Source organism: Stutzerimonas sp. FeSN7 (assembly GCF_030263795.1).
GTDB classification, from domain to species: Bacteria; Pseudomonadota; Gammaproteobacteria; order Pseudomonadales; family Pseudomonadaceae; genus Stutzerimonas; species Stutzerimonas stutzeri.
In genome coordinates this window covers 3,020,143-3,046,808 of the sequence record NZ_JARPMN010000001.1, presented here as the reverse complement: position 1 = coordinate 3,046,808, position 26,666 = coordinate 3,020,143, and the positions used below count along the sequence as shown (strand labels likewise).

The following is a 26,666-nucleotide window of genomic DNA, read 5'->3' as shown; positions in this document are numbered from 1 at the left end:
GGCGGCCACGGCTCAGACCTTGATCCGCCTGCCGGCTATTGGCCGGATATCCTGCAGTGGCTAGACTTGCCGCTTTTTCCCGGTAGTGACAGAGAGATGGCGGCCAAAGTCGAACCCTTCTGGAAGCGCAAGACCCTCGCCGAGCTCGATTCGGCCGAGTGGGAGTCGCTATGCGACGGCTGCGGCCTCTGCTGCCTGCAGAAGCTCGAGGATGAGGAAGATGGCGCCGTGTACTACACGCGCATCGCCTGCCGCTTGCTCGATCTGAAGACCTGTCAATGCAGCGATTACCCCAATCGGCGCGCCAGCGTACCGGACTGCATTCAGCTCAATGCCCAGGACGCCGCACAGTTCAAGTGGCTTCCGCCCACCTGCGCCTACCGCCTGGTGGCCGAGCGCAAGGACCTGCCGCTCTGGCACCATCTGGTCTGTGGCGACCGCGAGGCGGTACACGTCGAGCGCATTTCCCAGGCCGGCAGGATGCTCGCCGAAGGCAGCGTTGCCGAGGAGCATTGGGAAGACCATCTGATTTTCCGTGCTGGTTGAATCTAAGCGCCGATTGCATCGTCTCAAGATCAGCACACCCCTCGCGTTATCCGATTCCGTGGAGTTCTCTTCGATGCTCGCTCGACTGCTGTCGTTGTTCGCTCTGGTTCTTTTCGTCGTCGGCCCGGCACAGGCGGCCAAGCGGGTCGATCTTGACTATCACGTGCGCTTCCTCCCGGCGGAAGATCAGGCAGTGGTGCAGCTGATCCTGGAGAAGGGCGAGGCGGTCCGCAGCCTGCAGTTCGACCTGGGCGACGAGGGTTACTACAGCGACTTCCAGGCGGACGGCGAATGGCAGCAGGAGTCGCCGGCACTGGGCACCTGGCGACCTGCCTCCGGCAAGGCGACCCTTAGCTATCGCGTTCGCATCAGCCATCCCCGTGACAACGGGCGCTTCGATGCACGGATGACGCCCGATTGGGCGCTGTTCCGCGGCGATGATCTGGTGCCGCCGGCGCGGCTGGATCAGGTCGATGGCGTGAGCTTGGTGTCACGCATCAGCTTCGAGCTGCCGGAAGGCTGGAAGAGCATCGAAACCGGCTGGCCGCGGATCGGCAAGAACCGCTTTCGCGTGGACAACCGCGAGCGTCTGTTCGATCGCCCGACCGGCTGGATGCTGGCCGGCAAACTGGGCACCCGTCGCGCCAAGCTTGGCGAAACCGAGGTCACCGTCGCAGCGCCGGTAGGCGAGGGCGTGCGGCGGATGGACATCCTGACCATGCTTACCTTCGTCTGGCCGCAGGTGCAGAACGTCTTTCCCCGCGATCCGGCGAAGCTGCTGATCGTCGGCGCCGGCGATCCCATGTGGCGCGGTGGGCTGTCCGGACCCAATTCCCTGTACATGCATGCCGACCGCCCGCTGGTCAGCGAGAACGGCACAAGCTCGCTGGTGCATGAGCTGGTGCATGTGTTCAGCCGCATCAAGGACACCGATCGCAGCGACTGGATCAGCGAAGGGCTGGCCGAATACTACGCCATCGAACTGGTGCGCCGTGCCGGAGGGATGAGCGAGGATCGTTACCAGGCAGTTCGGGAGCACCTGATCAAATGGAGTCGCAAGGTCGATAGCCTGCGCACCGAGCATTCCACCGGCCGGATTACTGCGCGCGCCGTGTTGCTGTTGCAGGATCTGGACAAGGAAATCCGCCAGCGCAGCAAGGGGCGGCATTCGCTGGACGATGTCGCGCGCGGCCTGATGCGCATGGATACCGTCAGCACGGACGACTTCATCACCATAACCGAAACGCTGCTCGGCGGCGGCTCGAAGGCGCTCAACACCCGACTGCTGCGCTGAGTCCGAATCGCCAGGGTCGGCCCGCCCCATGAGGAGACTTCTGTGACCATCATCGATCTTCGCAGCGACACCGTCACTCAGCCCTCCAGCGCAATGCGTGAAGTGATGTGTTGTGCTGCGACCGGTGATGACGTGTACAGCGAGGACCCGACGGTCAGCCTGCTCGAGAGCCGCCTCGCCGCGAGTCTGGGGTTTACCGCAGGGCTCTTCGTTCCTTCGGGGACCATGAGCAATCTGCTGGGGCTGATGGCGCACTGCGAGCGGGGTGACGAGTACATCGTTGGCCAGCAGGCGCACACCTACAAATACGAAGGCGGCGGAGCGGCGGTGCTGGGCTCGATTCAGCCGCAGCCGATCGAAATGGAGGCGGACGGCACGCTGGACCTTGCCCGCGTCGAAGCGGCGATCAAGCCGGACAACTTCCACTTCGCCCGTAGCCGTCTGCTGACGCTGGAAAACACCATGCAGGGCAAGGTGCTGCCGCTGGACTATCTTGCCGCGGCTCGCGACCTCACGCGCCGGCGCGGCCTGGCGCTGCATCTGGATGGTGCCCGGCTGTTCAATGCGGCGGTAAGGCTCGGTTGCGATGCCCAAGAGATCACCCGGCATTTCGATACGGTTTCGGTGTGTCTGTCCAAGGGGCTCGGTGCGCCGGTGGGGTCGGTGCTCTGCGGTGGCGAGGCATTCATCGGCAAGGCGCGGCGCCTGCGCAAGATTGTCGGCGGTGGCATGCGCCAGGCTGGCGTGCTCGCCGCCGCCGGGCTCTACGCGCTGGAGCACAACGTCGCTCGGCTCGCCGAGGATCATCGTCGAGCCCAGTGGCTCGGAAAGGAGCTGGCCGCGCTTGGCTTCGCGGTCGAGCCCGTGCAAACCAACATGGTTTATGTGACGGTGGGTGACAGGGCTTCGGCATTGGCGGAGTTCTGTTCGACGCGTGGCATCCGGCTGACCCCTTTGGCACGGCTGCGTCTGGTGACCCATCTCGACGTGCACGACGAGCACCTGCCGATGGTGGTACGTGCCTTCGCCGAATTCGCCGGGAACATGAGCGGCAATTGACGTTTAATTGCTTGATTCAATCGCCTTTATCCCCTATACCCGGCGCGCAGGCCCGATATAATGCGGCCCTTTGCCGGCTATCCGTTGGATAGTTGCGAACCGGCTTTCGGTGGTCCCGCCTCGCCGTGTCGTTTTGCAGCCGTTCGGCCGCAGTCCTCTGGAAGAAATCTATGAAAAGCGCAGAAATCCGTGAAGCCTTCCTCCGCTTCTTCGAAGAGAAGGGCCACACTCGCGTGGCCTCCAGTTCGCTGATTCCGGCGAACGACCCGACCCTGCTGTTCACCAACGCCGGCATGAACCAGTTCAAGGACTGCTTCCTCGGCCTGGAGAAGCGCGCCTATACCCGTGCCACCACCAGCCAGAAGTGCGTACGTGCCGGCGGCAAGCACAACGACCTGGAAAACGTCGGCTACACCGCGCGTCACCACACCTTCTTCGAGATGCTCGGCAATTTCAGCTTCGGCGATTATTTCAAGCGCGACGCGATTCACTACGCCTGGGAGTTTCTGACCAGCGACAAGTGGCTGAACCTGCCCAAGGAGAAACTCTGGGTGACGGTCTATGCCACCGATGACGAGGCCTACGACATCTGGACCAAGGAAGTCGGCGTGCCGGCCGAGCGCATGGTGCGCATCGGTGACAACAAGGGCGCGCCCTACGCTTCGGACAATTTCTGGGCGATGGGTGATACCGGCCCTTGCGGTCCCTGCACCGAGATCTTCTTCGACCACGGCGAACACATCTGGGGCGGCCCGCCCGGTTCGCCGGAGGAAGACGGCGACCGCTACATCGAGATCTGGAACAACGTGTTCATGCAGTTCAACCGCACCGCGGACGGTGTACTGCACCCGTTGCCGGCACCGAGCGTCGACACCGGCATGGGCCTGGAGCGCATCAGCGCCGTGCTCCAGCACGTCAATTCGAACTATGAAATCGACCTGTTCCAGAGCCTGCTGAACGCGGCGGCGGACGCCATCGGCTGCGCCAACGAAGGCCAGGCTTCGCTGAAGGTCGTTGCCGACCATATCCGTTCCTGCGGCTTCCTCATCGCCGATGGCGTGACGCCGTCCAACGAAGGCCGTGGCTACGTGCTGCGCCGCATCATTCGCCGCGCCTGCCGCCATGGCAACAAGCTCGGCGCCAAGGGCAGCTTCTTCCATCGCATCGTCGCCGCGCTGGTAGCGGAGATGGGCGACGCCTTCCCCGAACTCAAGCAACAGCAGGCGCATATCGAGCGCGTGCTGAAGAATGAGGAAGAGCAATTCGCCAAGACCCTGGAGCAGGGGCTGAAGATCCTGGAGCAGGATCTGGCCGGGCTTGCCGGTAGCGTCATCCCCGGCGAGGTGGTGTTCAAGCTGTACGACACTTACGGCTTCCCGGTCGATCTGACCGGTGACATCGCACGCGAGCGTAATCTGACTCTGGATGAAGAGGGCTTCGAGCGCGAGATGCAGGCCCAGCGCGAGCGTGCCCGCTCGGCGAGCGCCTTCGGCATGGACTACAACAGCCTGGTCAAGGTGGAAGGCGAGACGCGCTTCATCGGTTACCAGGGCACGTCGGGCAGCGGCAAGGTTCTGGCGCTGTTCAAGCAAGGCATGCTGGTCGATAGTCTGAGCGCTGGCGAGGAGGGCGTCGTGGTGCTCGATCAGACGCCGTTCTACGCCGAGTCCGGCGGGCAGATCGGTGACTGCGGCTACCTCGAGGCACAGGGTCTGCGCTTCGATGTGCGCGACACCAGCAAGGCTGGTGGCGCATTCCTGCATCACGGAATCGTCGACAGCGGCACGCTGACCACCGGCGCGCAGGTCGAGGCGACGGTCGACGCTTCAGTGCGCCAGGCTACGGCGCTCAACCACTCGGCGACCCACCTGCTGCATGCTGCGTTGCGTGAAATTCTCGGTGAGCACGTGAGCCAGAAGGGCTCCTTGGTGGACAGTCAGCGCCTGCGCTTCGACTTCAGCCACTTCGAAGCGATCAAACCGGAGCAGCTCCGCGCACTGGAGGATCGCGTCAATGCCGAGATCCGCCGCAACTCGGCGGTGGAGATCGAGGAAACCGATATCGATACCGCCAAGGCCAAGGGCGCAATGGCGCTATTCGGCGAGAAGTATGGCGACACCGTTCGGGTGCTGACCATGGGTGGCGGGTTTTCCGTCGAGCTGTGCGGTGGTACCCACGTGAACCGCACCGGCGACATCGGCCTGTTCAAGATCACCAGCGAAGGCGGCGTGGCCGCTGGCGTGCGGCGGATCGAAGCGGTAACTGGCGCACCGGCGCTGGCCTACCTCAATGACGCCGAGGAACAGCTGAAGGAGGCGGCCAGCCTGGTCAAGGGCAGCCGCGAGAATCTGTTGGACAAGCTCGGTGGCCTCCTGGAGCGCAACCGTCAGCTGGAAAAGGAGCTCGAGCAGCTCAAGGCCAAGGCCGCCAGCGCTGCAGGTAATGACCTGGCGGCATCGGCGGTTGAGGTGAACGGCATCCGCGTGCTGGCGGCGCGTCAGGATGGGCTCGACGGCAAGGCGTTGCTGGCGCTGGTCGACCAGCTGAAGAACAAATTGGGCAGTGCGGTCATTCTGCTTGGCGGGGTTCAGGACGATAAGGTCGTCCTGGTTGCCGGCGTGACGCAGGACCTGACCTCGCGCCTGAAGGCCGGGGATCTGATGAGGCAGGCCGCTGCCGCGGTAGGTGGCAAGGGCGGTGGTCGCCCGGATATGGCCCAGGGCGGCGGTACCGATGCCGCCAAGCTGGACGAGGCGTTGGCCTTGGCCCTGCCGTTTGCTCAGCAGGCACTTTGATTAAGTTGCCGGAGGCGCCTCCGGCATCTGCAGGTTGTTTGTTTAATGAATGCCCTTTGCGGGCTCTAGGCGGCTAACAATGGCTTTGATCGTACAGAAGTTTGGGGGCACCTCGGTCGGCACCGTCGAGCGAATCGAGCAGGTGGCCGAAAAGGTCAAGAAATTCCGCGACGGTGGCGATGACATTGTCGTGGTCGTCTCGGCAATGAGCGGCGAAACCAACCGTCTGATCGATCTGGCCAAGCAGATCAGCGAGCAGCCGGTTCCGCGCGAGCTGGACGTCATGGTGTCCACGGGCGAGCAGGTGACGATCGCCCTGCTGGCCATGGCGCTGATCAAGCGCGGCGTTCCGGCGGTGTCCTACACTGGCAATCAGGTCCGTATCCTCACCGATAGCGCCCACACGAAGGCGCGCATCCTGCAGATCGATGCGCAGCGCATCCAGCGCGACATCAAGGCGGGGCGTGTCGTCGTTGTGGCTGGCTTCCAGGGTGTGGACGAGAAGGGCAACATCACCACGCTGGGGCGCGGTGGCTCCGACACCACCGGCGTGGCGTTGGCGGCAGCGTTGAAGGCCGATGAATGTCAGATCTACACCGATGTGGATGGCGTCTATACCACCGACCCGCGCGTCGTTGCCAAGGCCCAGCGTCTGGACAAGATCACCTTCGAGGAAATGCTGGAAATGGCCAGCCTTGGCTCCAAGGTGCTGCAAATCCGCGCGGTTGAGTTCGCCGGCAAGTACAGTGTCCCGCTGCGTGTACTGCACAGCTTTCAGGAGGGTCCGGGTACCCTCATTACCCTTGATGAAGAGGAATCCATGGAACAGCCCATCATTTCCGGCATCGCCTTCAATCGTGACGAGGCCAAGCTGACCATCCGTGGGGTGCCGGACACGCCCGGCGTAGCGTTCAAGATTCTCGGGCCGATCAGCGCCGCGAATGTGGAAGTGGACATGATCGTGCAGAACGTCGCGCACGATAACACCACCGATTTCACGTTCACCGTGCACCGCAACGACTACAACAACGCGCTTCAGGTGCTGCAAGGGATTGCCGCCGAGATGGGCGCCCGGGAAGTCATTGGTGACACCAACATCGCCAAGGTGTCTATCGTCGGTGTCGGTATGCGTTCGCACGCGGGCGTCGCCAGCCGGATGTTCGAGGCGCTGGCCAAGGAAAACATCAATATCCAGATGATTTCGACGTCCGAAATCAAAGTTTCGGTTGTCATTGAAGAGAAGTATCTGGAACTTGCAGTACGTGCGTTGCACACCGCATTTGAGTTGGATGCGCCGGCTGGCAATACTGCGGAGTGATTCGCAGAAGGCGCGCTAGTCCGCGCCTTCTGTCGTATTGGGCCGTGCTAAAAGGAACTTTAGGCTCCCGAGCGCGGGTCAATACCTGGTGAAAGGCTCTAGCTTCATGTTTTACGGGACATTTTCCGTATTTATCTTTGCAGACTGTTTACTGAACTGAATCCGTTTAAGGAGAAAGGAATGCTGATTCTGACTCGCCGGGTAGGAGAAACCCTGATGGTGGGTGACGATGTGACTGTCACTGTGTTGGGTGTGAAAGGAAACCAGGTACGTATCGGCGTCAATGCGCCCAAGGAGGTGGCGGTGCATCGCGAGGAGATTTACCAGCGGATCCAGAAAGAGAAGGATCAGGAACCAAGCCACTAATTTTTCTGTAATTTTTGGCTTTGCAAACGGGGTAAAGATGGGTATGATGCGCCCCGTGTTGCGGAGAGGTGGCCGAGTGGCCGAAGGCGCTCCCCTGCTAAGGGAGTACACCTCAAAAGGGTGTCGGGGGTTCGAATCCCCCCTTCTCCGCCATTTTGCGTTCTAGGGTTTTTGATTCTTGCGTCAGCCTGCTTTCAGATGGAAAGCGCCACGGCAAAGTGCTTGACCATCATTGTTTACTCCCTATAATGCGCACGCTCAGCGCACTCATAGCTCAGCTGGATAGAGTACTCGGCTACGAACCGAGCGGTCGGAGGTTCGAATCCTCCTGAGTGCGCCACATTCGAATGACTAGCATCTTGCGAGTCGCTCGGGCAACCAGCAGTGATCTGGTTTATCAAGCACTTACGCACTCATAGCTCAGCTGGATAGAGTACTCGGCTACGAACCGAGCGGTCGGAGGTTCGAATCCTCCTGAGTGCGCCAATCAAGAGAAGGGCCTGCAGCGATGCAGGCCCTTTTTCGTTTTGGCGAGCTAGCGCTTGCCCAGCACGCAGCCGTGTTCATCGAAGCTGACCGTGCGCACCTGCCCCTTGCCGTCCCGAAAGCGCAGGCGGTCTCTGCCGTTGGTGCTTGTGGTGCTTTCCGGTCGGCCTAGCGCGCTTTCCACGTCGCTGCGTGTCATCCCCGCACGAATGCTCTTGCTGATGATCGCGCTGCGCCGCTCGCTGCCGGTCACCCTGTTGCCGCACCCGTCGTCTTTTTCGGCAACTACCGCCACGTCGTTGCCGACCTTGCGTCCGTGATTCGTACTGCTGGCGGTCGTGGCCATGCGCACGGTCTCGTCGGAGCTGGGCTTCGGGTTGACCGCCTGTTGTCGCTCGCTGCTCTGGTCCGTGGGGCAGCCCTGCTGACTGAAAGTGACGTGCCCCGCGGTATCGACGCAGCGAAACACGCTTGCGGAAAACGCCGGATTCGCCAGCAAAAGCAGGCCAGTGCAGATCACCCACATTTTCATTGTCGTCCTCCTTGACTGAACAAGCGCCTTGCAGGCTACTCAATAAAAGCTGTCCGTACATCCGTGTCTCATTGCGCCGTGAAGGCGTCGACAGAAAAGTCGCGGTCCATGCTGCTGACGTGTCTGTGTGCAAGTTGCCCGAAAGGGCTGTACTTGAGCACGTCCGGCGCGCCGCGGCGATGGTATGATTGCCGCATCTGCCCCTATGGGTCTGTGGAACAACCTTTCCTTATGGACTTACCCAGTAGCCATTCAAGTTTCCCGCTTGCCAATCACGTGAAGATTGATTGATTCCCCCGGCGCGCTCCCGGCCGGGGGTGGAGTGCGCCATGACAGAAGTAGAAGCAAAAAAGCCACAAGAGACCTTGCAGGACCGCCTGGCGCAGGTGGTCGAACTGCTGCAACGCCATCGCCTCGGTGAGGATGGCGAATACCGGCAGGACAATCTGCAGGTCGAGCCCGCCGAGAATTATGATCAGGGGCAGATCCTTGCCGAGCTGCAACGCAAGCTCGACGAGCTGCACCCTGCGGACGTCGCCCACATCCTGGAAGCATTGCCGCTCGAAGAGCGCCTGACCGTCTGGCAGCTGGTCAAGGCCGAGCGCGATGGCGACATTCTGCTAGAGGTCTCCGATGCGGTGCGGGAGACGCTGATCGCCGACATGGACGATCACGAACTGCTCGCCGCGGCCAAGGAGATGGACGCCGACGAGCTGGCCGACCTGGCCCCTGAACTGCCCCGTGATGTCGTTCATGAGCTGATGGAGAGCCTGGACGCCCAGCAGCGCGAGCGTGTGCGCTCGGCTTTGTCATACGAGGAGGATCAGGTTGGCGCGCTGATGGACTTCGAGATGGTGACCATCCGCGAAGATGTCAGCCTGGAAGTCGTGCTGCGCTACCTACGGCGGCTCAAGGAGCTGCCCGGCCACACCGACAAGCTGTTCGTGGTCGATTACGACGGTGTGCTCAAGGGGGTGCTGCCGATCAAGCGGCTCCTGGTCAACGATCCGGACAAGCAGGTCGCCGAGGTAATGGCCAGCGACCCGGTCACCTTCCATCCTGACGAAGACGCCTACGAGGCGGCTCAGGCGTTCGAGCGCTACGACCTGGTTTCGACACCGGTCGTCGACAAGGGAGGCAAGCTGATCGGGCGCCTGACCATCGACGAGATGGTCGACCTGATCCGCGAGGAGAGCGAAAGCGAAGTCCTCAACATGGCCGGTCTGCGCGAGGAGGAAGATATCTTCGCTTCGGTCTGGAAGTCCGTGCGCAACCGTTGGGCCTGGCTGGCGGTCAACCTGGTCACTGCATTCGTCGCTTCGCGAGTGATCGGCCTGTTCGATGGCTCGATCGAGAAGCTGGTGGCGCTGGCTGCGCTGATGCCAATTGTCGCAGGCATCGGCGGCAACTCCGGCAACCAGACGATCACCATGATCGTACGCGCCATGGCGCTGGATCAGGTGGGCACTGGGAACACCGTGCGCCTGTTGCGCAAGGAGGTCGGGGTCGGTCTGGTCAATGGTCTGGTGTGGGGTGGCGTGATAGGCGCCGTGGCCTGGTGGCTTTACGGTAGCTGGTCTCTGGGCGTCGTGATGACAGCTGCGATGACCTTGAATCTGCTGCTCGCGGCGCTGATGGGCGTGCTGATTCCGATGACGCTGGCGCGACTGGGGCGCGATCCGGCGATGGGGGCCAGCGTGATGATCACGGCCATGACCGACAGTGGCGGTTTCTTCATTTTCCTCGGATTGGCGACAATTTTTCTGCTGTAGCGGCGCTTTTCGCGTCGTGTTGGGGTTTGCCTTGTTTCGTTGTTTCGGGCTAAGGTTCGGCCGTTTCGCGTGTCGCGGAACGTGTCCGAACTAACGCAGCGAATAACAAGCAGCTTGAGCTGCTGACAAGGGAACTCCCGATGACCCCCAGCCAACTCCTGCTCGAAGGCGTCGAACTCATGCTATTCGGCATCGGTTTCGTCTTCGCATTCCTCGTTCTGTTGATCCTTTGCATTCGCCTGATGTCGTATCTGACCGGTCGCTTCGTAAGTGCTCCGGCGCCTCAGGCTGCGCCTGCACCGCATGCCGGTGCTGAAACAGACGCGGACATTCTTGCAGCCATCCAGGCCGCGATTCATCAACACCGCGCGCGCCGCGGTTGACTCTGGAAAGGGAGTTCCTTCCATGACAGTTGCTAAAAAGCCGCTTGGTATCACCGATGTGGTGCTGCGTGATGCCCATCAGTCCATTCTGGCCACCCGCGTCCGGCTAGAGGACATGTTGCCGATAGCCGCCAAGCTCGATCAGGTCGGGTTCTGGTCGGTTGAGAGCTGGGGTGGAGCAACGTTCGATGCCTGTATCCGCTACCTCGGCGAGGATCCGTGGGAGCGCATCCGTGAGTTGAAGAAAGCCATGCCCAACACGCGCCAGCAAATGCTGTTGCGTGGGCAGAACCTGCTGGGCTATCGCCACTATGCCGACGATGTGGTGGAGAAGTTTGTCGAGCGCGCTGCGGTCAACGGCGTCGACGTGTTCCGCGTGTTCGATGCGATGAACGATCCACGTAATCTGAAAACGGCACTGCGTGCGGTGAAGCAGCACGGCAAGCACGCCCAGGGCACCATTTCCTACACCACCAGCCCGGTGCACACCCTGGAGATGTGGGTCGATCTGGCGAAGCAGATCGAAGATATGGGCGCCGACTCCGTGGCGATCAAGGACATGGCCGGCATCCTCACCCCCTATACGGCGTTCGAACTGGTCTCGCGCCTGAAGGCCAGCCTGGCCATCCCGATCCATATGCAGTGCCACGCCACTGCCGGCTTGTCCTCGGTGGCTATTCTCAAGGCGGTGGAAGCCGGTATCGACAATGTCGACACTGCCATCTCCTCGCTGTCAATGACTTATGGTCATTCGCCGACCGAGTCGGTGGTGGCCATGTTCCAAGGTACCGAGCGCGACACCGGGCTGGACCTGGAGCTGCTGGAAGAGATTGCCGCCTACTTTCGAGAGGTGCGCAAGAAATACGCGAAGTTCGAGGGCAACCTCAAAGGCGTCGATTCGCGCATCCTGGTCGCCCAGGTGCCGGGCGGCATGCTCACCAACATGGAAAGCCAGCTCAAGGAGCAGGGCGCCCAGGACAAGTTCGATCAGGTGCTGGCTGAGATTCCGCGCGTGCGCGAGGATCTGGGCTTCATCCCGCTGGTAACCCCGACCTCGCAGATCGTTGGCACCCAGGCGGTGATCAACGTGCTCACCGGTGAGCGCTACAAGTCCATCACCAAGGAAACTGCCGGTGTACTCAAGGGCGAGTACGGCGCAGCGCCTGCTCCTTTCAACGCCGAATTGCAGGCACGCGTGCTCGACGGCGCAGAGGTCATCACTTGCCGTCCCGCCGATCTTTTGCAGCCGGAGATGCAGCGTTTGACGGCCGAGCTCGAAGGGTTGGCCCGCGAGAAAAACATCAAGCTGGCCGAGGATGCCATCGATGATGTCCTGACCTATGCATTGTTCCCGCAGATTGGTCTTAAGTTCCTCGAGAATCGCGGCAATCCCTCGGCGTTCGAGCCGGCACCCACCGGCAGCGAGCTGCCGGCGCGCGAGCCGGGCAAGCCCGAGGTGTACACCGTCGAGGTCAATGGCAAGTCGTTCGTCGTGCAGGTCAACGAGGGGGGTGACATCGAAGGCATCAAGCCGCTCGGTGCGGATCCTGCGACCAGCGCCGCCAGTGCCGGTTCGACTGCAGCAGCCGTTCCGTCTGGTGGCGAGCCGCAGGCAGCACCGCTGGCCGGCAACATATTCAAGGTATTGGTGCAGCCTGGGCAGCTCGTTCAGGAGGGTGACCTGGTGGTGATTCTCGAGGCCATGAAAATGGAAACCGAGATCCGTGCGTTCAAGGCCGGTACCGTTGCCTCGGTCAACGTCAAGGTTGGCGACGCGGTTTCGGTCGGCGACAGCTTGTTGAGCATCGCTTAAGGGGAGTCGCATGGATAAGTTGCTCAAGCTGTGGCAGGGAACCGGTCTTTATCACCTCGAGCCCGGGCAGGCGCTGATGATCCTCGTCTGCCTGGGGCTGATCTATTTGGCGATCCGCAAGGGTTTTGAGCCGCTGTTGCTGATTCCGATCGGTTTCGGCGGCATCCTGGCGAACATCCCGGTGGCGAACATGGGTGAGGGAGCTGGCATCCTGCACCTGTTCTATGAGGTCGGCCTGCCGACCAGCGTGTTTCCGTTGCTGATCTTCATGGGTGTCGGAGCAATGACCGATTTCGGTCCGATGCTGGCCAATCCGAAGACGCTGTTGCTCGGGGCGGCAGCCCAGTTCGGTATCTTCGCCACCCTGCTCGGTGCGCTGGCGCTGACTGCGCTGGGAATCCCGGGAATGGAGTTCACGCTGCGTGAGGCGGCCTCCATCGCGATCATCGGCGGTGCGGACGGCCCGACGTCGATCTTCGTGACCTCCAAGCTTGCGCCTGAACTGTTGGGGCCGATTGCCGTGGCGGCTTATTCCTACATGGCGCTGGTTCCGCTGATACAACCTCCGATCATGCGTGCGCTGACCACCAAGGAAGAGCGTGCCATCGTCATGATGCAGCTGCGCCATGTCAGCCAGGCGGAGAAAATCGTTTTTCCGTTGGTCCTCTGCATTCTGGTTGGCTTGTTGCTGCCGGATGCGGCGCCCCTGGTGGGCATGTTCGCTTTCGGCAACCTGCTGCGCGAATGCGGCGTTGTGGATCGTCTGGCCGATACGTCGCGCAACGCGCTGATCAATATCGTCACCATTGCGCTGGGCCTGACGGTGGGTTCGAAGCTGTCGTCCGAAGCGTTTCTGCAAATGAAGACGCTGGGGATTCTGGTCTTGGGGATGGTGGCCTTCTGTGGCGGTACGGCGGCGGGCATTTTCATGGCCAAGGTGATGAATCGCTTCAGCCAGAACAAAATCAACCCGCTCATCGGTTCCGCCGGTGTTTCGGCCGTGCCGATGGCGGCGCGCGTTTCGAATAAGGTTGGTCTGGAGGCTAATCCGCAGAACTTCCTGTTGATGCATGCCATGGGGCCAAACGTGGCGGGCGTCATTGGCTCTGCGGTAGCCGCAGGCGTGCTCCTCAACTTCGTCGGCTAGCGCCGCATGTCCTGTGTTCCTCAGGCGGCCTCTTTCTGAGGTGCGTCTGAGGTGACCTTGTTCACCTCTTTCCCTTCCGATCAAGCAGTCGAATGGTCAGTGTCCGCCCGATGCGCGGTCGCTGATGGCGGCTCCTGCGTCAGTGCTTTTTCATCGGGCATTGCCATCATGCAAGCGGTGGCTTCGTGCCAAGCGGCTTGGTTGGCTGGGGAGGCAGGCAGATAGAAGGGGTGCGGCGGGGGGAGGGGAGGGTGCTGGCCAGGTGAGGCCGTGGATGCATGGACAGGGGCCTGTCACGCCCCTGTCCAGTTGCTGTCAGTCTTCCTTGGCGAGCTCGGTATCCTGAGCGATCAGCGCGATCAAGGCATTCTGCTGTCGGTGAGCCAGCTGACGGAAACGCTGGAGCAGCTCTCGTTCATGCAGTGACAGCTCAGGACTGTCCAAACGCATGCTCAGATCGTCGTCCAGAGCGCCTTCCTGCAGCAGGCTTTGCTCCAAGCGGGCGATGATTTCCGAGTTCATGCTGCGGTGATGATTACGCGCTACCTCAGCTATGCGTTCGCGCATGCCATCGGGAAGCCGAACCACGAATTTGTCAGCCGTGCGGCTGGAATAAACTGCCTGTTTCATAGGGCGCATAATTAACCGGTTAGTCAGGTGGGCGTGCTGGCGTATTGCCGGGGTAGTCACCGGTCTGACAACCACCAGTACTCGCTGTTCCGTCGACCAAGGGAAAAAATAGAAGACGGCTTCATGGCGCCAATTGTACGACGAATCGGTGATTAGTAAAGTGGTTGTGCTATCAAAGTGCCTTTACTGTGATGCAGTCCATTTTCCACAGCGGGGATGAATCAACGCAGTACCGGATCGAACTTTATTTTGCGCCCAATCATCAGGGCTATCAGGAACAGCGTCCCAAAGACTCCGATGCCCGCCTTGCAAGCGGCAGCTAGCGCGCCCGGCTCCTGTATTTCTGCGAATGCGCCATACACACAGGCCGCGGTGAGCAGTAGGCAAGTCAATGCGAACTTGGACATGAATATCTCCTTTGCGGAACGATCCGCTCAAAATCCAATCCCTTAAAAGACCCAGCGTTGCGGCTGAGCCAATGTGCTGCCCTGGGTGGCGCTCAGGGTCGTGATCTGGGCCTTTTCAGCGAACTGCACGCGCTGAGTGGAAACTTGCGGGGTGGGCTCGTATTGATGCGCTTGCGGTTCGGCTGCTGGCATTTGCATCGCCGCCAGCGCGGCCAGTGCGAATCCAGTACTCAGGAGGGAAACCGGCTTGATCATGAGCGTCATCCTTCGCGTCACATTTGATTGCCTTTCATATTGCACGCGCTGTGCCAAGCCTGAATTGCTTTTAAGTCCTTTAAAATCAATGGCTTAGGTTGGAATGTGTCAGAGGCGAGCTTGCGCTTTGCACGGATGCACGCCGCGACCAATGCAATTTGCATGATGACAAATCCCGGCCGAGACAGGGTTCCGAAGGTGGCGGGTGAGCAGCGTTGGCCCCACGAACGACATGACAAAGCGCATCTGGCTCGCTAACATGCCGGCCGCGCAATCAGTCCCAGTAGCTCAATTGGATAGAGCATCCCCCTCCTAAGGGGAAGGTTGTGAGTTCGAACCTCGCCTGGGACGCCATCAAAGCCTGCATGACGAGGCAAAGCCGCAGCGGGCGGCTCGCCAGCTGGCAAGCGCTGCAGGGCTAGTTGGTGGGGTAGCTAGGGTGCGGTAGATGATTAGCCGAATGGCGAGTTGGTATTGTCGCGGCGTGCATCGCGCTGTAGCTGGTAGACCAATCGTTCGATCTGCCGTTGGGTCAATCCGCTAAGGCGGTGGAAGCGCAGCCCGCACATGGTCATATCCAGCTTTTCATCGACCACCAGGTGGCGGAGTTCGACTTCCGTCTGAATGGTTCCGATCGGGAGCTTGGCGGCCAGTTCATAAACCTGGCCTGTCTGCAGATTACCCTGATTGCCTTTGATGCTCAGTTTACAGCCCGTTGCGGAGATATCGAGCAGGCGGCCTTCCAATGCATTTCGTACCGCTGCGCCGCCTAGCTGGGCGGTGACGGCAAGCTCCTTCAGCTGCGCGCGATAAGCGTTGCGGCGCTGATGATAGGTCAGTTCGGCAGGGGTAGGGATCCAGTAGCAACGTGCCCCATCTATTTCTCCAAGATGCACGTCTTGCTGGCTTGTCCAGAAGATGCGCGCGCCTTCGTAGAAGCCTTCGACATGAACGGCTTCGCCCTGCAGGAGCAGTCTCTCGCCATCGTTGGGGATAAGCTCGTCGAGGGCGATCCAGCCGGTTTCGCGGTTCATCTCGACCAGATAACTCTGGTATCGCTGGCTGCGCTCGTGGAAGCGCAGTGTCAGGGGAATATTGTTATCCAGCAGGGGACGCAGATTGGCGTAGATCTCTAGCGGTGCCGTCAGTACCTTGGGCGGTTGCGGGCCCTCGTCACCAAAAAATAAGTTAGACACGGTCCGGTGTTCTCCGGCGCATTGTTATCACCATCGCGTGGCGTCCTTGTAGCGGTCTATCGTCAGGCTTGGCTGAGAGGTCGTTGCTGCTTGCTCTTGGACGCTCCGCCTCGATTGTCATACAGGTCGGGAGTATCGTCCTTGCCCTGGAGTATGTGCAGCATGCTACCCAAGGCGCTCTGGTTGGCGCGTATCAGCCGGCCATTGCGCTCGTTGGCGCTACGGCAGCTTTCCAGTTCGGCTTCGAGCGTGCGGGCTTGTTCGAGAATGGTCTCGCCGCTCGGTGAGCCACTGACTGCGGCCTGCAGGCCATTGCGATCAGGTGTCAGTTGTTGTCCGGTCAGCCACTGACTGCGCTGGGCGCCATGCTGGCCGAGCAGTGCCAGCAAAGGCTGCTTTTTTGTCAGGATCGCTTCAAGCCCAGCAAGATCACGGTTGCCCAGAGCAGCAAACTCCTCATCGATAAGCTCAAGGAGTTGGTGTGCAATGCCGATATCTTCGGTTAGCTGCTCAAGCAGGGCTGTTTCGTGCATTTCGGTCTCTGGGCTTGGTCGCGTTAGTCGGGCTCAGGCTCAGCGTTGCGTCTCGAACGCCAGCAGCTTGGCTGCTACGCGCTGGTTGTCGACTTTATAAGAGCCGTCTGCAATCGCTGCTTTCAGTTTTTCTACGCGCTCTTGGTCTACAGCGGGTTGATCAGCCAATTTGTCGGCCGCTTGCTGCAGGCGTTGAGCTTCAGGGCTCAGTTGAACGGTGTCGCTGGCATTGCCGCTGACGGTGTTGGTTTTCGTTGCCTCGCTTGCCGGCCCTTGCTGCGGGTTGGCTGCGCGTTCGCTACCTTGCACACCGTTGCGCCCGCTGGGGGCATTCAGTGGGCTGTTGGGCCGATTGAAGTCGATGACCATGATGCAAACCTCGAAGGAATCAGGACGCTTGCCATGTGTTCGGCAACAGTGATGGAAACTTTAGCGTTTTTTTCCTGGGTACACATCGGAAAACTGTTGAATCCCGGTTACATCGCGACCTCCACCTGGCCGGGGCCGGTTACTCTGGCCTTGATCGTGCGGCCCGAACGCTGATTCTTGACAGGAATCTGCTTGCCCGGAGCGCCATCAGCCATTGCCTCGCCGGGCATGCGTACGCTGATCGAACCCGTCTTGGCCGTGATGACGACCTGATCCCCCTTGCGGACAACCTTGGCCATCTCCAGCTGATTGGGTGTGATCACCTGATCGGGTTGCACGGGGCGGGTAAGCTTGTTGCCCAGGGCCTCGTCCATTCGGGTCAGATAGCCTTGATTGAGCGCGGACACATCCCGCTCGGCGAGGCTGACATCCGCTTGGCTCAGCACGGTGTCGCGTAGAAGGGATCTGTTTGCGACGATCACCTCGCGATACAGGCGCACCTGCGCCGGTACGAAAACCGACCACGGGCTGCTGCCTTCGCAACTTACCCTTACCGTGACACGTCCAACGGGAGCGGTGGTTCCGCCAAGGCTGGCGGCGAGCGGCTGATCGCAAGGGTTGAGGCGCAGCCTAGGGTCCAATCGATTGACGCTGATCTCATGCCGGGCGGTGATTGCGCTGCGGATCAAATACTCGCCAACCGTGCGCTCAAGAAACTGCTCGGTCACGTCGATAAGCTGTTCAGGATGTGACATGGTTGACGCGTGGGCGAGTGAGCCCGTCGCGCAAAGTAGTAGTAGCAGCGCAATCCGGCACAGCGCCAGATCGGCGCGTCGGAAAATGGTCATAAGGACGTTCATATCCCAACCTAAGCAAGGGGCGTGCCGCGTCTGAATCGTTCGGCCCCGTAATCTGCAAGCAGAGAGGAACTGGCATGGCCGGTGTATTGGATTCGGTTAACCAGCGTACCCAATTGGTGGGACAGAACCGTCTGGAGCTGTTGCTGTTTCGCCTCGATGGCGAGCAGCTCTATGGCATCAACGTTTTCAAGGTGCGGGAAGTGCTGCAGTGCCCGCGCCTGACGATCATGCCCAAGTGTGGTCGAGTGGTTCGTGGTGTGGCCAGCATCCGCGGTAGCACGCTGCCGATCCTGGATCTTTCGCTAGCGACCGGTAAGTCGGCGCTGATGAATCTTGAAAATTCGTTCGCAGTAATCACCGAATACAACAACAGGACGCTGGGTTTTCTGGTGAGTTCTGTCGAGCGGATCGTCAATCTGAACTGGGAGGCCATTCTGCCTCCTCCGCGCGGTGCTGGGCGCGATCATTACCTGACCGCTGTGACGCACATCGACAACAAGCTGGTGGAAATCATCGACGTCGAGAAGGTGCTGGCGGAAGTTGCACCTACCTCGGAAGAGGTTTCGCCGGAAGTGGTGGACGACGATACTCGCGCCAAGGCGCTGTCGTGTCGCGTCCTGGTTGTGGATGACTCGTCGGTGGCGCGCAAGCAGATTACCCGCTGCTTGGAGAACATTGGTATCGAGGTCGTCAAGCTCAACGATGGCCGCGAGGCACTCAATTATCTGAAGCGGATGGCCGACGAGGGCAAGAATCCGGCGGAAGAGTTTCTGATGATGATTTCCGATATTGAAATGCCGGAAATGGATGGCTATACCCTGACTACCGAGGTGCGACACGATCCGCGCATGCATGCAATGCATATACTCCTGCATACTTCCCTTTCCGGTGTGTTCAACCAGAACATGGTGAAGCGAGCGGGGGCGGATGATTTCCTCGCCAAGTTCCAGCCTGATGATCTTGCTGCTCGGGTGGCCGAGCGGATCAGGCAGGCGGATGCAAACTGAGGCTAGCTCCTCTCATGATGGTGAGGCTTTATTGGTGTCAGTCGATCTGGATTTCGAGCAGTTCCGGGTATTTCTTGAAAAGACATGCGGCATCCTGCTGGGCAGCAACAAGCAGTATCTGGTATCCAGCCGCCTGAACAAGCTGATGGAACAGCAGGGCATCAAGACGCTTGGTGATCTGGTCAGAAAGATTCAGGCGCAGCCACGCAGCGGTTTGCGCGAAGCGGTTGTCGACGCGATGACGACCAACGAAACGCTGTGGTTCCGTGATACCTATCCGTTCGAGGTGCTGAAGAGCCGCGTGCTGCCAGAGATGCTCAAGGCCGGTTCCGGGCAGCGTCTGCGTATCTGGTCGGCAGCCTGCTCGTCCGGGCAGGAGCCTTATTCGCTGTCCATGGCGATCGACGAGTACGAGCGCAGCAATCCGAGTCAGCCAAAGACGGGCATCCAGATCGTCGCAACGGAGCTGTCCGGGGCAATGCTGGCAGCGTCCAAAGCGGCGGAGTACGACAGCCTGGCGATTGCCCGTGGGTTGTCCTCGGATCGCCTGCAGCGCTACTTCGATGTCAAGGCGCCGGGTCGGTGGGCGGTCAAGCCCGCCATCCGATCGCGAGTCGAGTTCAGGGTGCAGAACCTGCTGGATAGCTATGCGGCACTGGGCAAGTTCGACATCGTGTTCTGTCGCAACGTGCTGATCTATTTCTCCGCCGATGTGAAGAAGGACATCCTCAAGCGTATTCACGCGACGTTGCGACCAGGTGGCTATCTCTTCCTTGGCGCGTCCGAAGCGCTCAATGGTCTTCCCGAGCTGTACCAGATGATTCAGTGCAGCCCAGGCATCATCTACAAGGCCAAGTGAGCCTCACTTGGCGGCAGAAAACCGTCATGCAAGGTGGCGGTCTGCGGCAATAAAGCGGTAACGGCTTGCCGCTTTTGACGCGACCGGCGATACCGCCAGGTTGAAAGTCCTTGAAAATCAGCGATTTGTCTTTGATGGCATGAGCTTTGCTGGAGTTTGCGCAAGCAGACTTGTATCCGGCAGAGGGCCAGACATGAGCATTAGTTTCGACAAGGCACTTGGCATCCACGAAAAGGCGCTGGGCTTTCGCTCCCAGCGTGCAGAGGTGCTGGCCAACAACATCGCCAACGCCGATACCCCCAACTACAAGGCCCGTGATCTGGATTTCAGCAGCGTGCTCGCCGAGCAATCTGCTCGTAGCCAGGGCGGCTTCGGCGTCGCCCGGACCAGTGAAAGGCACATTGCCGCCGAGGGGCTGGAGATCGCTGATGCCTCGCTGCGCTTTCGCACGCCGGCGCATCCGTCCCTCGATCAGAACACCGTCGATCTGCAGATCGAGCAATCCAACTACGCGAAGAACGCTGTGGACTTCCAGGCGAGCTTCACCCTGCTCAATAGCAAGTTCAAAGGGCTGATGAGCGCCCTGCGCGGCGAATAAAGGAGTGTCTCATGTCTCTTAGCAGCGTTTTCAACATTGCCGGCAGCGGCATGAGTGCCCAGAGCACTCGGCTGAACACCATTTCCAGCAACATCGCCAACGCCGAGACCGTTTCGTCAAGCGTCGATCAGACCTACCGGGCGCGTCATCCGGTATTCGCTACGGTCTTCCAACAGGCCAACGGTCAGCCCGACCAGTCGCTGTTCGCCGGTCAGGACCAGGCCGGGGTTGGTGTTCAGGTGCTGGGTGTAGTCGAGGACCAGAGCGAGCTGCAGGCCCGCTACGAGCCCAATCATCCGGCTGCCGACGAGGCCGGTTACGTCTATTACCCGAACGTCAACGTGGTGGAAGAGATGGCCGACATGATTTCGGCCAGTCGTGCCTTCCAGACCAACGCCGAGCTGATGAACACGGCCAAGACCATGTTGCAGAAAGTGCTGACGCTGGGTCAGTGATAGTTACGAGAGCGCAATTATGAGCACTACGAACGGCGTCGGTGGAACCGGCTCGATACTGGATCAGTACCAGTTCGGCGAAAAGCGCGAAGCCAAGGGTAACGACCTCGGCAAGAACGAGTTTCTTGAGTTGCTGGTGGCCCAGTTGAACAACCAGAACCCGCTGGAGCCGCAGGAAAACGGCGAGTTCATCGGTCAGCTGGCGCAGTTCAGCACCGTGGAAGGCGTCGAGAAGCTCAACTCGAGCATGCAGACGATCCTGTCCGGCTACCAATCGTCCCAGGCGCTGCAGGCCTCGTCGCTGGTAGGGCGCAAGGTCATCGTGCCGACTGACAAGGCAGTTGTCGATACCAGCGAAACCTTCAAGGCGAGCCTGGTATTGCCGACCTCCAGCAGCAACGTCTTCGTGAATATCTACGACAGCACGGGTGCTTCGGTCGCGCGCGTGAACATGGGCCAGCAGCAAGCCGGCAACGTGTCCTTCATGTGGGATGGCAAAGATGCCAGTGGCAATGTCTTGCCGCCTGGTACCTATCGCTTCGAGGCGCAGGCTACCTATCAGGGCGAAACCAAAGGGCTTTACACCTTGCTGCCGGCGAACGTCGACAGCGTCACGCTTGGGCAGAACGGCGGGGAGCTGATGCTCAACCTTGCCGGTATCGGCAGCATCGGCCTCTCCCAGGTCCAGATCATCGGACAATAACCGCCGGCACCTCGGCAAAGGAGTAATTCCATGTCCTTCAATATCGGTCTGAGCGGCCTGCGTGCCGCGAGCAAGGACCTCAACGTTACTGGTAACAACATCGCCAACGCCGGCACCGTGGGCTTCAAGCAATCGCGCGCGGAGTTTTCCGACGTCTACGCGGCGTCCGTCCTCGGCACGGGCAAGAACCCGCAGGGCAGCGGCGTGCTGATGTCCAACATTTCCCAGCAGTTCAACCAGGGCAACATCAACTACACGCAGAATGCGCTGGACCTGGCGATCAACGGCAACGGCTTCTTCCAGGTCAGCAACAACGGGGCGGTGAGCTATACCCGCGCCGGTTACTTCGGCACCGACCGCGAAGGCTTCCTGGTCGACAACTTCGGCTACAAGCTGCAGGGCTTCCCGGTGGATGGCAACGGCAACCTGCAGAACGGTGTGGTGGGTGATCTTCAGATCCAGACCACCAACCAGGAGCCGAAGGCGACCAGCCAGATCAATACCGCGTTCAACCTGAACTCCACGCTGAAGTCGCCGGTTACCTGGCAGACGACTTATGACGGAATTGTCGACGAGGCTTACCAGGCGGCCTACACCCCCGCGTACGACACTGAGCTGGCAACCCGCACGGCCGAATACTACGCGAACGAAGGCATCGATCCTGCCACGGCAATAGCTGAAGAGATCGCAGCTGCCCAGGCCTATGCCGCGCCTCTCGCGCAGGCGGTCGGCACGACGGCCGGTAACGCGGCAGCGGCATTGCCAGCCACGGTAACTGCGGCGCGTGAGGCAGCCGATGCCACTTTCAACCCGACCGATCCGACCACCTACAACAACTCCACCTCGGTGAGCGTTTATGACTCGCAGGGCAACGCTCACGTCCTGACGCAGTATTTCGTCAAGACCGGAGCCAACAGCTGGGACATGAAGGTGCTGATCGACGGTCGCAACCCGGCCAACCCTGGCCAGGAACCGCCGCAGCCCTATGTCATGGGCCTGACGTTCAACTCGTCCGGCGCCCTGACCGGTATCGCGAACCCCGAGTCCGGTCCCTTCTCGGTCGGACCTGACCTCAAGGTCACCCTGAACAGCGCCAGTGCGACCAATCCGAACGGCTGGGTGCCGGCGATTTCCGATGGAGGCACGCCTGCGACCTGGTCGGCCAATGGCGCGCTGGCCAACCCGGACGGGATTGTGTTCGATTTCTCCAAATCATCCCAGTTCGCCAGTTCCTTCGCGGTCAACAGCGTGGCCCAGGATGGTTACACCACTGGCGAGCTGGCGAGCCTGGAAATCGACGATAGTGGTGTAGTCTTCGCGCGTTACACCAACGGTCAGTCCAAGGTGCAGGGTCAGATCATCCTCGCCAACTTCGCCAACGTGCAGGGGTTGACCCCGGTGGGCAAGACGCAGTGGGTGCAATCCTTCGAGTCGGGCGAGCCGGTGGTCGGCACGCCGGGTTCCGGCACCCTGGGCGCGCTGCAGGCTGGCGCGCTGGAGGATTCCAACGTCGAACTGTCGGACCAGCTGGTCAACCTGATCGTTGCCCAACGCAACTATCAGGCCAACGCCAAGACCATCGAAACCGAAAGCGCGATCACCCAGACCATCATCAACCTGCGCTGAGCATGAGCGGCAATGCGCGTTGCCGCTGACGGCAGTATTCCGCCGCTCTCTTGAAAGAAGGCCCGTCAGGGCCTTCTTCTTTTCCAGGAAACCGTTTCATTTCAGTGCCTTGGACTCCAGCTGGGCCTGTGGCACGCGCCTTGCATTTTCGTCATCAACAGAATCGCAAGTGTCAAACTCGCGTCTCGGAGAAGTCGATGGACAAGATGCTCTACGTGGCCATGACCGGTGCCAGCCAGAACGCGCGGGCCCAGCAGGCTCATGCCAACAATCTGGCGAACATTTCCACTACCGGTTTTCGCCGTGACTTCGAGCAGGCCCGCGCGATGCAGGTTTTCGGCGACAGCCATCCGGCGCGCGTCTATGCGATGTCGGAGCGTCCGGGCACAGATTTTACTCCGGGGACCTTGCAGGAGACCGGTCGGGATCTGGATGTGGCCGTCGAAGGGCAGGGCTGGATCGCCGTGCAGGCTCCGGATGGGAGCGAGGCTTATGTCCGTACCGGCAGCCTGAATATTGACGTGCTGGGCATGTTGCGCACCGCCGATGGCATGCCGGTGATGGGCAATGGCGGGCCGATCGCCATTCCGCCCGAGGAAAAGGTGGATGTCGGCCATGACGGCACCATCAGCATCCGCGCCTTGGGTGAGGATCCGAACATCGTGGTTACCGTGGACCGCATCAAGCTGGTCAATCCCGATCCGCAACAGCTGGAAAAGGGAACCGATGGCCTGATCCGACTCAAGAGTGGCCAGCCGGTAGAGGCGGACGGGAACGTACGGGTCGTGTCGGGCTTTCTCGAAACGAGCAACGTGAACGCGGTTTCCGAAATGACTTCCATCCTGGCGCTGTCCCGCCAGTTCGAACTGCACGTAAAGATGATGCGCACCGCCGAAGATGATGCGGCTGCCATGGCGCGCGTACTGCAACTCAGCTAATAGCGTAGCGCCGGCGGCGCACGAGGAGAAAGCTCATGCTTCCAGCACTTTGGGTCAGCAAGACGGGTCTGTCCGCTCAGGACATGAACCTGACGACCATTTCCAACAACCTGGCCAACGTTTCCACGACCGGCTTCAAGCGCGACCGTGCCGAGTTCCAGGATCTGCTCTATCAAATCCGTCGTCAGCCCGGCGGCCAGTCCAGCCAGGACAGCGAACTGCCGTCCGGCCTGCAGCTGGGTACCGGTGTACGCATCACCGGTACGCAGAAAATCTTCACCACCGGCAGCCTGCAAACCACTGAGCAGCCGCTGGACATGGCCATCAATGGGCGTGGTTTCTTCCAGGTGCTGCTGCCCGATGGCACCGTGTCCTACACCCGAGACGGTAGTTTCCATCTGAGTTCCGATGGCCAGCTGGTGACCTCCAATGGCTATGCGCTGGAGCCCGCCATCGTTGTTCCGCCGGAAACCCAGACCTTCACCGTTGGTGAGGACGGCACCGTCTCGGTGACCACCGTGGGCAATCCGCAGCCGCAGATCATCGGCAACATCCAGACCGCCGACTTCATCAACCCGGCCGGTCTGCAAGCCATGGGCAGCAACCTGTTCCTCGAGACCGCTGCCAGCGGCGCGCCGCAGGTCAGCACGCCGGGGCTCAATGGTCTGGGCACCGTGCTGCAGAACACCCTGGAAAACTCCAACGTCAGCGTCGTTGAGGAGCTGGTGAACATGATCACCACTCAGCGCGCCTACGAGATGAATTCCAAGGTCATTTCCACCGCGGACCAGATGCTGTCGTTCGTGACGCAGCAGCTCTGATCGCGGGTTTGCCGTTGTTTGCGGGTAGGCACCACGTCCCCCCGCTGTAGTTTCGATGGCCTGTCATGGCTTGAGGTGTTTATGAGCCGTTTGTTGATTGTTGTTTCGATGTCTTCTGCCCTGGCGCTGGTCGGATGTGTTGCTCCTGCGCCGAAACCGAACGATCCGTACTACGCGCCGGTGCTGCCACGCACGCCGTTGCCGGCTGCGCAGAACAATGGCGCGATCTACCAGGCGGGCTTTGAAACCAACCTCTACGACGACCGCAAGGCTCATCGGGTTGGTGACATCATCACCATTACCCTCAACGAGCGGACCCAGGCCAGCAAGAACGCGACGTCGAAACTCTCGAAGGACAGCAGCGCGAACATAGGTCTCGGCTCGCTGTTTGGCGGCGCGGTGTCCATGGCCAACCCTCTGACCGGCAACTCGATGAACCTGGGAGCCGAGTACGAGGCGTCGCGCGACACCTCCGGCTCTGGCCAGGCAGGGCAGAGCAACAGCCTGTCCGGCTCCATTACTGTTACCGTTTCCGAAGTGCTGCCTAACGGCATCCTTGCCGTGCGCGGCGAGAAGTGGATGACGCTCAATACCGGTGACGAACTGGTGCGTATCGCAGGTCTGGTTCGCGCGGACGATATCTCCACCGACAACACCGTGCCGTCCACCCGTATTGCCGATGCGCGCATCACCTACTCGGGCACCGGCGCCTTTGCCGATGCCAGCCAGCCGGGCTGGCTCGACCGTTTCTTCATGAGCCCGATGTGGCCCTTCTGACCGGAGCTGATGCCATGTGGAAAAAACTGCTTCTACTCGCGGGTTCACTCATGCTCTGCAGCGCTGCTCAGGCCGAGCGGCTGAAGGATGTCGCGACCATTCACGGTGTGCGCAGCAACCAGCTGATCGGCTATGGCCTGGTCGTTGGCCTGAATGGCAGCGGTGACCAAACCACCCAAACGCCGTTCACCGTGCAAACCTTCAACAACATGCTGGCGCAGTTCGGCATCAAGGTGCCGGCCGGCGGCAATATCCAGTTGAAGAACGTCGCCGCGGTGTCGATTCATGCCGAGCTGCCACCCTTCGCCAAGCCGGGGCAGACCATCGACATCACCGTATCGTCCATCGGTAATGCCAAGAGTCTGCGCGGCGGCAGCCTGCTGATGGCGCCCCTGAAGGGGATCGATGGCAACGTCTATGCCGTTGCTCAGGGCAACCTGGTTGTCGGCGGCTTTGACGCCAGTGGCGCCGATGGATCGCGCATTACCGTCAATTCGCCGTCGGCTGGACGCATCCCCGGTGGTGCCACGGTCGAGCGACCGGTGCCGAGTGGCTTCAATCAGGGCAATACGCTCACGCTGAACCTCAATCGCCCGGATTTCACCACGGCGAAGAACATCGTCGATCAGATCAATGACCTGCTCGGCCCGGGCGTGGCTCAGGCGCTGGATGGCGGTTCGATCAGCGTAACTGCGCCGCTGGATCCGAGTCAGCGGGTAGATTACCTGTCGATTCTGGAGAACCTCGAGGTCGAGGTCGGCCAGGCGGTGGCCAAGGTCATCATCAACTCGCGTACCGGCACCATCGTCATTGGCCAGAACGTGCGGGTTCAGCCTGCCGCCGTCACCCATGGCAGTCTGACCGTGACCATCACCGAGGAGCCGCAGGTCAGCCAGCCGGAACCCTTCTCGGACGGGCAGACAGTGGTCGTGCCCAACTCGAAGGTCAAAGCCGAGCAGGAAGCCAAGCCGATGTTCAAGTTCGGCCCGGGCACCACGCTGGATGAAATCGTCCGGGCGGTGAATCAGGTGGGCGCTGCGCCCAGCGACCTGATGGCCATTCTCGAAGCGTTGAAGCAGGCCGGCGCGCTGCAAGCCGATCTGATCGTGATCTAAGGATTA

At 60.6% G+C, this 26,666-nt stretch carries 29 protein-coding genes and 4 tRNA genes; 24 read left to right on the top strand and 9 right to left on the bottom strand.

Annotated features, from left to right (window positions below):
* Positions 1-96 precede the first annotated feature (96 nt).
* From P5703_RS14315 to P5703_RS14275, 9 genes are all read left to right on the top strand, one after another.
* Positions 97-546 carry a YcgN family cysteine cluster protein gene (locus P5703_RS14315; RefSeq protein ID WP_013982207.1) on the top strand — a complete coding sequence of 150 codons (450 nt, stop codon included), beginning with the start codon at positions 97-99 and terminating at the stop codon, positions 544-546.
* A 73-nt stretch (positions 547-619) separates the two neighbouring features.
* On the top strand, positions 620-1,840 hold the full coding sequence (locus P5703_RS14310) for a M61 metallopeptidase family protein (protein ID WP_285587588.1): 1,221 nt from the start codon (positions 620-622) through the stop codon (positions 1,838-1,840).
* Positions 1,841-1,882: 42 nt separating this feature from the next.
* Positions 1,883-2,899, top strand: coding sequence for a low-specificity L-threonine aldolase (gene ltaE, locus P5703_RS14305; protein ID WP_125875613.1), 1,017 nt, complete (start codon positions 1,883-1,885; stop codon positions 2,897-2,899).
* Positions 2,900-3,069: 170 nt separating this feature from the next.
* Entirely contained in the window at positions 3,070-5,694 is a 2,625-nt protein-coding gene (gene alaS / locus P5703_RS14300) for an alanine--tRNA ligase (protein WP_049326326.1), read from the top strand.
* Positions 5,695-5,773: 79 nt separating this feature from the next.
* Entirely contained in the window at positions 5,774-7,012 is a 1,239-nt protein-coding gene (locus tag P5703_RS14295; protein ID WP_013982211.1) for an aspartate kinase, read from the top strand.
* A 180-nt stretch (positions 7,013-7,192) separates the two neighbouring features.
* Positions 7,193-7,378, top strand: coding sequence for a carbon storage regulator CsrA (gene csrA / locus P5703_RS14290; RefSeq protein WP_003283978.1), 186 nt, complete (start codon positions 7,193-7,195; stop codon positions 7,376-7,378).
* Positions 7,379-7,440: 62 nt separating this feature from the next.
* Positions 7,441-7,531 (top strand) — tRNA-Ser (locus tag P5703_RS14285).
* Between the two features lie 110 nt (positions 7,532-7,641).
* Positions 7,642-7,718, top strand: a tRNA-Arg gene (locus P5703_RS14280).
* 69 nt (positions 7,719-7,787) lie between these two features.
* Positions 7,788-7,864: transfer RNA gene (locus tag P5703_RS14275), tRNA-Arg, on the top strand.
* Between the two features lie 49 nt (positions 7,865-7,913).
* Here P5703_RS14275 and P5703_RS14270 read toward each other — a convergent pair.
* Complete coding sequence (locus P5703_RS14270; protein ID WP_013982212.1) at positions 7,914-8,396, bottom strand: DUF4124 domain-containing protein; 483 nt, start codon at positions 8,394-8,396, stop codon at positions 7,914-7,916.
* Between the two features lie 329 nt (positions 8,397-8,725).
* On the opposite strand from P5703_RS14270, the gene mgtE reads away from it, so the two are divergent.
* From mgtE to P5703_RS14250, 4 genes are all read left to right on the top strand, one after another.
* Positions 8,726-10,168, top strand: coding sequence for a magnesium transporter (mgtE, locus tag P5703_RS14265; protein WP_013982213.1), 1,443 nt, complete (start codon positions 8,726-8,728; stop codon positions 10,166-10,168).
* Positions 10,169-10,308: 140 nt separating this feature from the next.
* The gene (locus tag P5703_RS14260; protein ID WP_013982214.1) at positions 10,309-10,551 is read left to right on the top strand and encodes an OadG family protein; all 243 of its coding nucleotides are present in this window, start codon (positions 10,309-10,311) and stop codon (positions 10,549-10,551) included.
* Positions 10,552-10,573: 22 nt separating this feature from the next.
* Positions 10,574-12,364, top strand: coding sequence for a sodium-extruding oxaloacetate decarboxylase subunit alpha (gene oadA, locus P5703_RS14255; protein ID WP_125849810.1), 1,791 nt, complete (start codon positions 10,574-10,576; stop codon positions 12,362-12,364).
* Positions 12,365-12,374: 10 nt separating this feature from the next.
* Positions 12,375-13,511 (top strand): sodium ion-translocating decarboxylase subunit beta, encoded by a 1,137-nt coding sequence (locus P5703_RS14250; RefSeq protein WP_014596192.1) that lies wholly within the window; start codon positions 12,375-12,377, stop codon positions 13,509-13,511.
* A 315-nt stretch (positions 13,512-13,826) separates the two neighbouring features.
* On the opposite strand, the gene P5703_RS14245 is transcribed toward P5703_RS14250, so the two are convergent.
* The 4 genes from P5703_RS14245 to P5703_RS14230 all read right to left on the bottom strand — a co-directional run bounded on the left by P5703_RS14245 (position 13,827) and on the right by P5703_RS14230 (position 14,967).
* A complete protein-coding gene (locus P5703_RS14245) occupies positions 13,827-14,150 on the bottom strand; it encodes an Arc family DNA-binding protein (RefSeq protein ID WP_013982217.1) in 324 nt (107 codons plus the stop codon).
* A gap of 212 nt (positions 14,151-14,362) precedes the next feature.
* Entirely contained in the window at positions 14,363-14,548 is a 186-nt protein-coding gene (locus P5703_RS14240; protein WP_013982219.1) for a PA3371 family protein, read from the bottom strand.
* A gap of 42 nt (positions 14,549-14,590) precedes the next feature.
* Positions 14,591-14,803, bottom strand: coding sequence for a hypothetical protein (locus P5703_RS14235; protein ID WP_014596195.1), 213 nt, complete (start codon positions 14,801-14,803; stop codon positions 14,591-14,593).
* Positions 14,804-14,820: 17 nt separating this feature from the next.
* Positions 14,821-14,967, bottom strand: a complete 147-nt coding sequence (locus tag P5703_RS14230; protein ID WP_161566248.1) for a hypothetical protein — start codon at positions 14,965-14,967, stop codon at positions 14,821-14,823.
* Positions 14,968-15,080: 113 nt separating this feature from the next.
* Between P5703_RS14230 and P5703_RS14225 the strand changes: the two genes are divergently transcribed.
* Positions 15,081-15,157 (top strand) — tRNA-Arg (locus tag P5703_RS14225).
* A gap of 98 nt (positions 15,158-15,255) precedes the next feature.
* Here P5703_RS14225 and P5703_RS14220 read toward each other — a convergent pair.
* From P5703_RS14220 to flgA, 4 genes are all read right to left on the bottom strand, one after another.
* The gene (locus tag P5703_RS14220) at positions 15,256-15,999 is read right to left on the bottom strand and encodes a flagellar brake protein (RefSeq protein WP_111481710.1); all 744 of its coding nucleotides are present in this window, start codon (positions 15,997-15,999) and stop codon (positions 15,256-15,258) included.
* 62 nt (positions 16,000-16,061) lie between these two features.
* The gene (locus P5703_RS14215; protein ID WP_041771675.1) at positions 16,062-16,532 is read right to left on the bottom strand and encodes a flagella synthesis protein FlgN; all 471 of its coding nucleotides are present in this window, start codon (positions 16,530-16,532) and stop codon (positions 16,062-16,064) included.
* 39 nt (positions 16,533-16,571) lie between these two features.
* Positions 16,572-16,901, bottom strand: coding sequence for a flagellar biosynthesis anti-sigma factor FlgM (gene flgM / locus P5703_RS14210; RefSeq protein WP_014596198.1), 330 nt, complete (start codon positions 16,899-16,901; stop codon positions 16,572-16,574).
* Between the two features lie 107 nt (positions 16,902-17,008).
* Positions 17,009-17,749, bottom strand: a complete 741-nt coding sequence (gene flgA, locus P5703_RS14205) for a flagellar basal body P-ring formation chaperone FlgA (protein ID WP_111481711.1) — start codon at positions 17,747-17,749, stop codon at positions 17,009-17,011.
* A gap of 86 nt (positions 17,750-17,835) precedes the next feature.
* Here flgA and P5703_RS14200 point away from each other — a divergent pair, with 86 nt between their 5' ends.
* The 10 genes from P5703_RS14200 (at position 17,836) to P5703_RS14155 (ending at position 26,660) form a co-directional block, all read left to right on the top strand.
* On the top strand, positions 17,836-18,768 hold the full coding sequence (locus tag P5703_RS14200) for a chemotaxis protein CheV (RefSeq protein ID WP_014596200.1): 933 nt from the start codon (positions 17,836-17,838) through the stop codon (positions 18,766-18,768).
* On the top strand, positions 18,758-19,627 hold the full coding sequence (gene cheR / locus P5703_RS14195; RefSeq protein ID WP_386416351.1) for a protein-glutamate O-methyltransferase CheR: 870 nt from the start codon (positions 18,758-18,760) through the stop codon (positions 19,625-19,627). The genes P5703_RS14200 and cheR overlap by 11 nt, the downstream gene beginning before the upstream one ends.
* A gap of 193 nt (positions 19,628-19,820) precedes the next feature.
* Positions 19,821-20,225: a flagellar basal body rod protein FlgB gene (gene flgB / locus P5703_RS14190; RefSeq protein WP_013982228.1), complete on the top strand. Its 405-nt coding sequence runs from the start codon at positions 19,821-19,823 to the stop codon at positions 20,223-20,225.
* Positions 20,226-20,236: 11 nt separating this feature from the next.
* Entirely contained in the window at positions 20,237-20,680 is a 444-nt protein-coding gene (gene flgC / locus P5703_RS14185) for a flagellar basal body rod protein FlgC (protein ID WP_013982229.1), read from the top strand.
* A 19-nt stretch (positions 20,681-20,699) separates the two neighbouring features.
* On the top strand, positions 20,700-21,383 hold the full coding sequence (flgD, locus tag P5703_RS14180) for a flagellar hook assembly protein FlgD (protein ID WP_017244651.1): 684 nt from the start codon (positions 20,700-20,702) through the stop codon (positions 21,381-21,383).
* A 30-nt stretch (positions 21,384-21,413) separates the two neighbouring features.
* Entirely contained in the window at positions 21,414-23,009 is a 1,596-nt protein-coding gene (locus P5703_RS14175) for a flagellar hook protein FlgE (protein ID WP_279641690.1), read from the top strand.
* Positions 23,010-23,206: 197 nt separating this feature from the next.
* A complete protein-coding gene (gene flgF / locus P5703_RS14170) occupies positions 23,207-23,947 on the top strand; it encodes a flagellar basal-body rod protein FlgF (RefSeq protein ID WP_279641689.1) in 741 nt (246 codons plus the stop codon).
* 35 nt (positions 23,948-23,982) lie between these two features.
* Positions 23,983-24,768 carry a flagellar basal-body rod protein FlgG gene (flgG, locus tag P5703_RS14165; protein ID WP_014596204.1) on the top strand — a complete coding sequence of 262 codons (786 nt, stop codon included), beginning with the start codon at positions 23,983-23,985 and terminating at the stop codon, positions 24,766-24,768.
* An 81-nt stretch (positions 24,769-24,849) separates the two neighbouring features.
* Positions 24,850-25,545, top strand: a complete 696-nt coding sequence (gene flgH / locus P5703_RS14160) for a flagellar basal body L-ring protein FlgH (protein ID WP_013982234.1) — start codon at positions 24,850-24,852, stop codon at positions 25,543-25,545.
* A 14-nt stretch (positions 25,546-25,559) separates the two neighbouring features.
* Positions 25,560-26,660 (top strand): flagellar basal body P-ring protein FlgI, encoded by a 1,101-nt coding sequence (locus P5703_RS14155; RefSeq protein ID WP_256518920.1) that lies wholly within the window; start codon positions 25,560-25,562, stop codon positions 26,658-26,660.
* Positions 26,661-26,666: the final 6 nt, after the last annotated feature.

Bases quoted from the DNA above. Each gene is read 5' to 3' on its own strand.
- flgG (WP_014596204.1), top strand. From the start codon at position 23,983: ATGCTTCCAGCACTTTGGGTCAGCAAGACGGGTCTGTCCGCTCAGGAC.
- cheR (WP_386416351.1), top strand. From the start codon at position 18,758: ATGCAAACTGAGGCTAGCTCCTCTCATGATGGTGAGGCTTTATTGGTG.
- P5703_RS14295 (WP_013982211.1), top strand. From the start codon at position 5,774: ATGGCTTTGATCGTACAGAAGTTTGGGGGCACCTCGGTCGGCACCGTC.
- flgM (WP_014596198.1), bottom strand. From the start codon at position 16,901: ATGGTCATCGACTTCAATCGGCCCAACAGCCCACTGAATGCCCCCAGC.
- flgA (WP_111481711.1), bottom strand. From the start codon at position 17,749: ATGACCATTTTCCGACGCGCCGATCTGGCGCTGTGCCGGATTGCGCTG.
- P5703_RS14315 (WP_013982207.1), top strand. From the start codon at position 97: ATGGCGGCCAAAGTCGAACCCTTCTGGAAGCGCAAGACCCTCGCCGAG.
- P5703_RS14200 (WP_014596200.1), top strand. From the start codon at position 17,836: ATGGCCGGTGTATTGGATTCGGTTAACCAGCGTACCCAATTGGTGGGA.
- P5703_RS14270 (WP_013982212.1), bottom strand. From the start codon at position 8,396: ATGAAAATGTGGGTGATCTGCACTGGCCTGCTTTTGCTGGCGAATCCG.
- flgF (WP_279641689.1), top strand. From the start codon at position 23,207: ATGGACAAGATGCTCTACGTGGCCATGACCGGTGCCAGCCAGAACGCG.
- P5703_RS14175 (WP_279641690.1), top strand. From the start codon at position 21,414: ATGTCCTTCAATATCGGTCTGAGCGGCCTGCGTGCCGCGAGCAAGGAC.
- flgH (WP_013982234.1), top strand. From the start codon at position 24,850: ATGAGCCGTTTGTTGATTGTTGTTTCGATGTCTTCTGCCCTGGCGCTG.
- csrA (WP_003283978.1), top strand. From the start codon at position 7,193: ATGCTGATTCTGACTCGCCGGGTAGGAGAAACCCTGATGGTGGGTGAC.
- P5703_RS14235 (WP_014596195.1), bottom strand. From the start codon at position 14,803: ATGATCAAGCCGGTTTCCCTCCTGAGTACTGGATTCGCACTGGCCGCG.
- flgC (WP_013982229.1), top strand. From the start codon at position 20,237: ATGTCTCTTAGCAGCGTTTTCAACATTGCCGGCAGCGGCATGAGTGCC.
- P5703_RS14155 (WP_256518920.1), top strand. From the start codon at position 25,560: ATGTGGAAAAAACTGCTTCTACTCGCGGGTTCACTCATGCTCTGCAGC.
- alaS (WP_049326326.1), top strand. From the start codon at position 3,070: ATGAAAAGCGCAGAAATCCGTGAAGCCTTCCTCCGCTTCTTCGAAGAG.
- P5703_RS14215 (WP_041771675.1), bottom strand. From the start codon at position 16,532: ATGCACGAAACAGCCCTGCTTGAGCAGCTAACCGAAGATATCGGCATT.
- flgD (WP_017244651.1), top strand. From the start codon at position 20,700: ATGAGCACTACGAACGGCGTCGGTGGAACCGGCTCGATACTGGATCAG.
- P5703_RS14310 (WP_285587588.1), top strand. From the start codon at position 620: ATGCTCGCTCGACTGCTGTCGTTGTTCGCTCTGGTTCTTTTCGTCGTC.
- P5703_RS14260 (WP_013982214.1), top strand. From the start codon at position 10,309: ATGACCCCCAGCCAACTCCTGCTCGAAGGCGTCGAACTCATGCTATTC.
- P5703_RS14250 (WP_014596192.1), top strand. From the start codon at position 12,375: ATGGATAAGTTGCTCAAGCTGTGGCAGGGAACCGGTCTTTATCACCTC.
- mgtE (WP_013982213.1), top strand. From the start codon at position 8,726: ATGACAGAAGTAGAAGCAAAAAAGCCACAAGAGACCTTGCAGGACCGC.
- P5703_RS14240 (WP_013982219.1), bottom strand. From the start codon at position 14,548: ATGTCCAAGTTCGCATTGACTTGCCTACTGCTCACCGCGGCCTGTGTG.
- flgB (WP_013982228.1), top strand. From the start codon at position 19,821: ATGAGCATTAGTTTCGACAAGGCACTTGGCATCCACGAAAAGGCGCTG.
- P5703_RS14245 (WP_013982217.1), bottom strand. From the start codon at position 14,150: ATGCGCCCTATGAAACAGGCAGTTTATTCCAGCCGCACGGCTGACAAA.
- oadA (WP_125849810.1), top strand. From the start codon at position 10,574: ATGACAGTTGCTAAAAAGCCGCTTGGTATCACCGATGTGGTGCTGCGT.
- P5703_RS14230 (WP_161566248.1), bottom strand. From the start codon at position 14,967: ATGCAAATTGCATTGGTCGCGGCGTGCATCCGTGCAAAGCGCAAGCTC.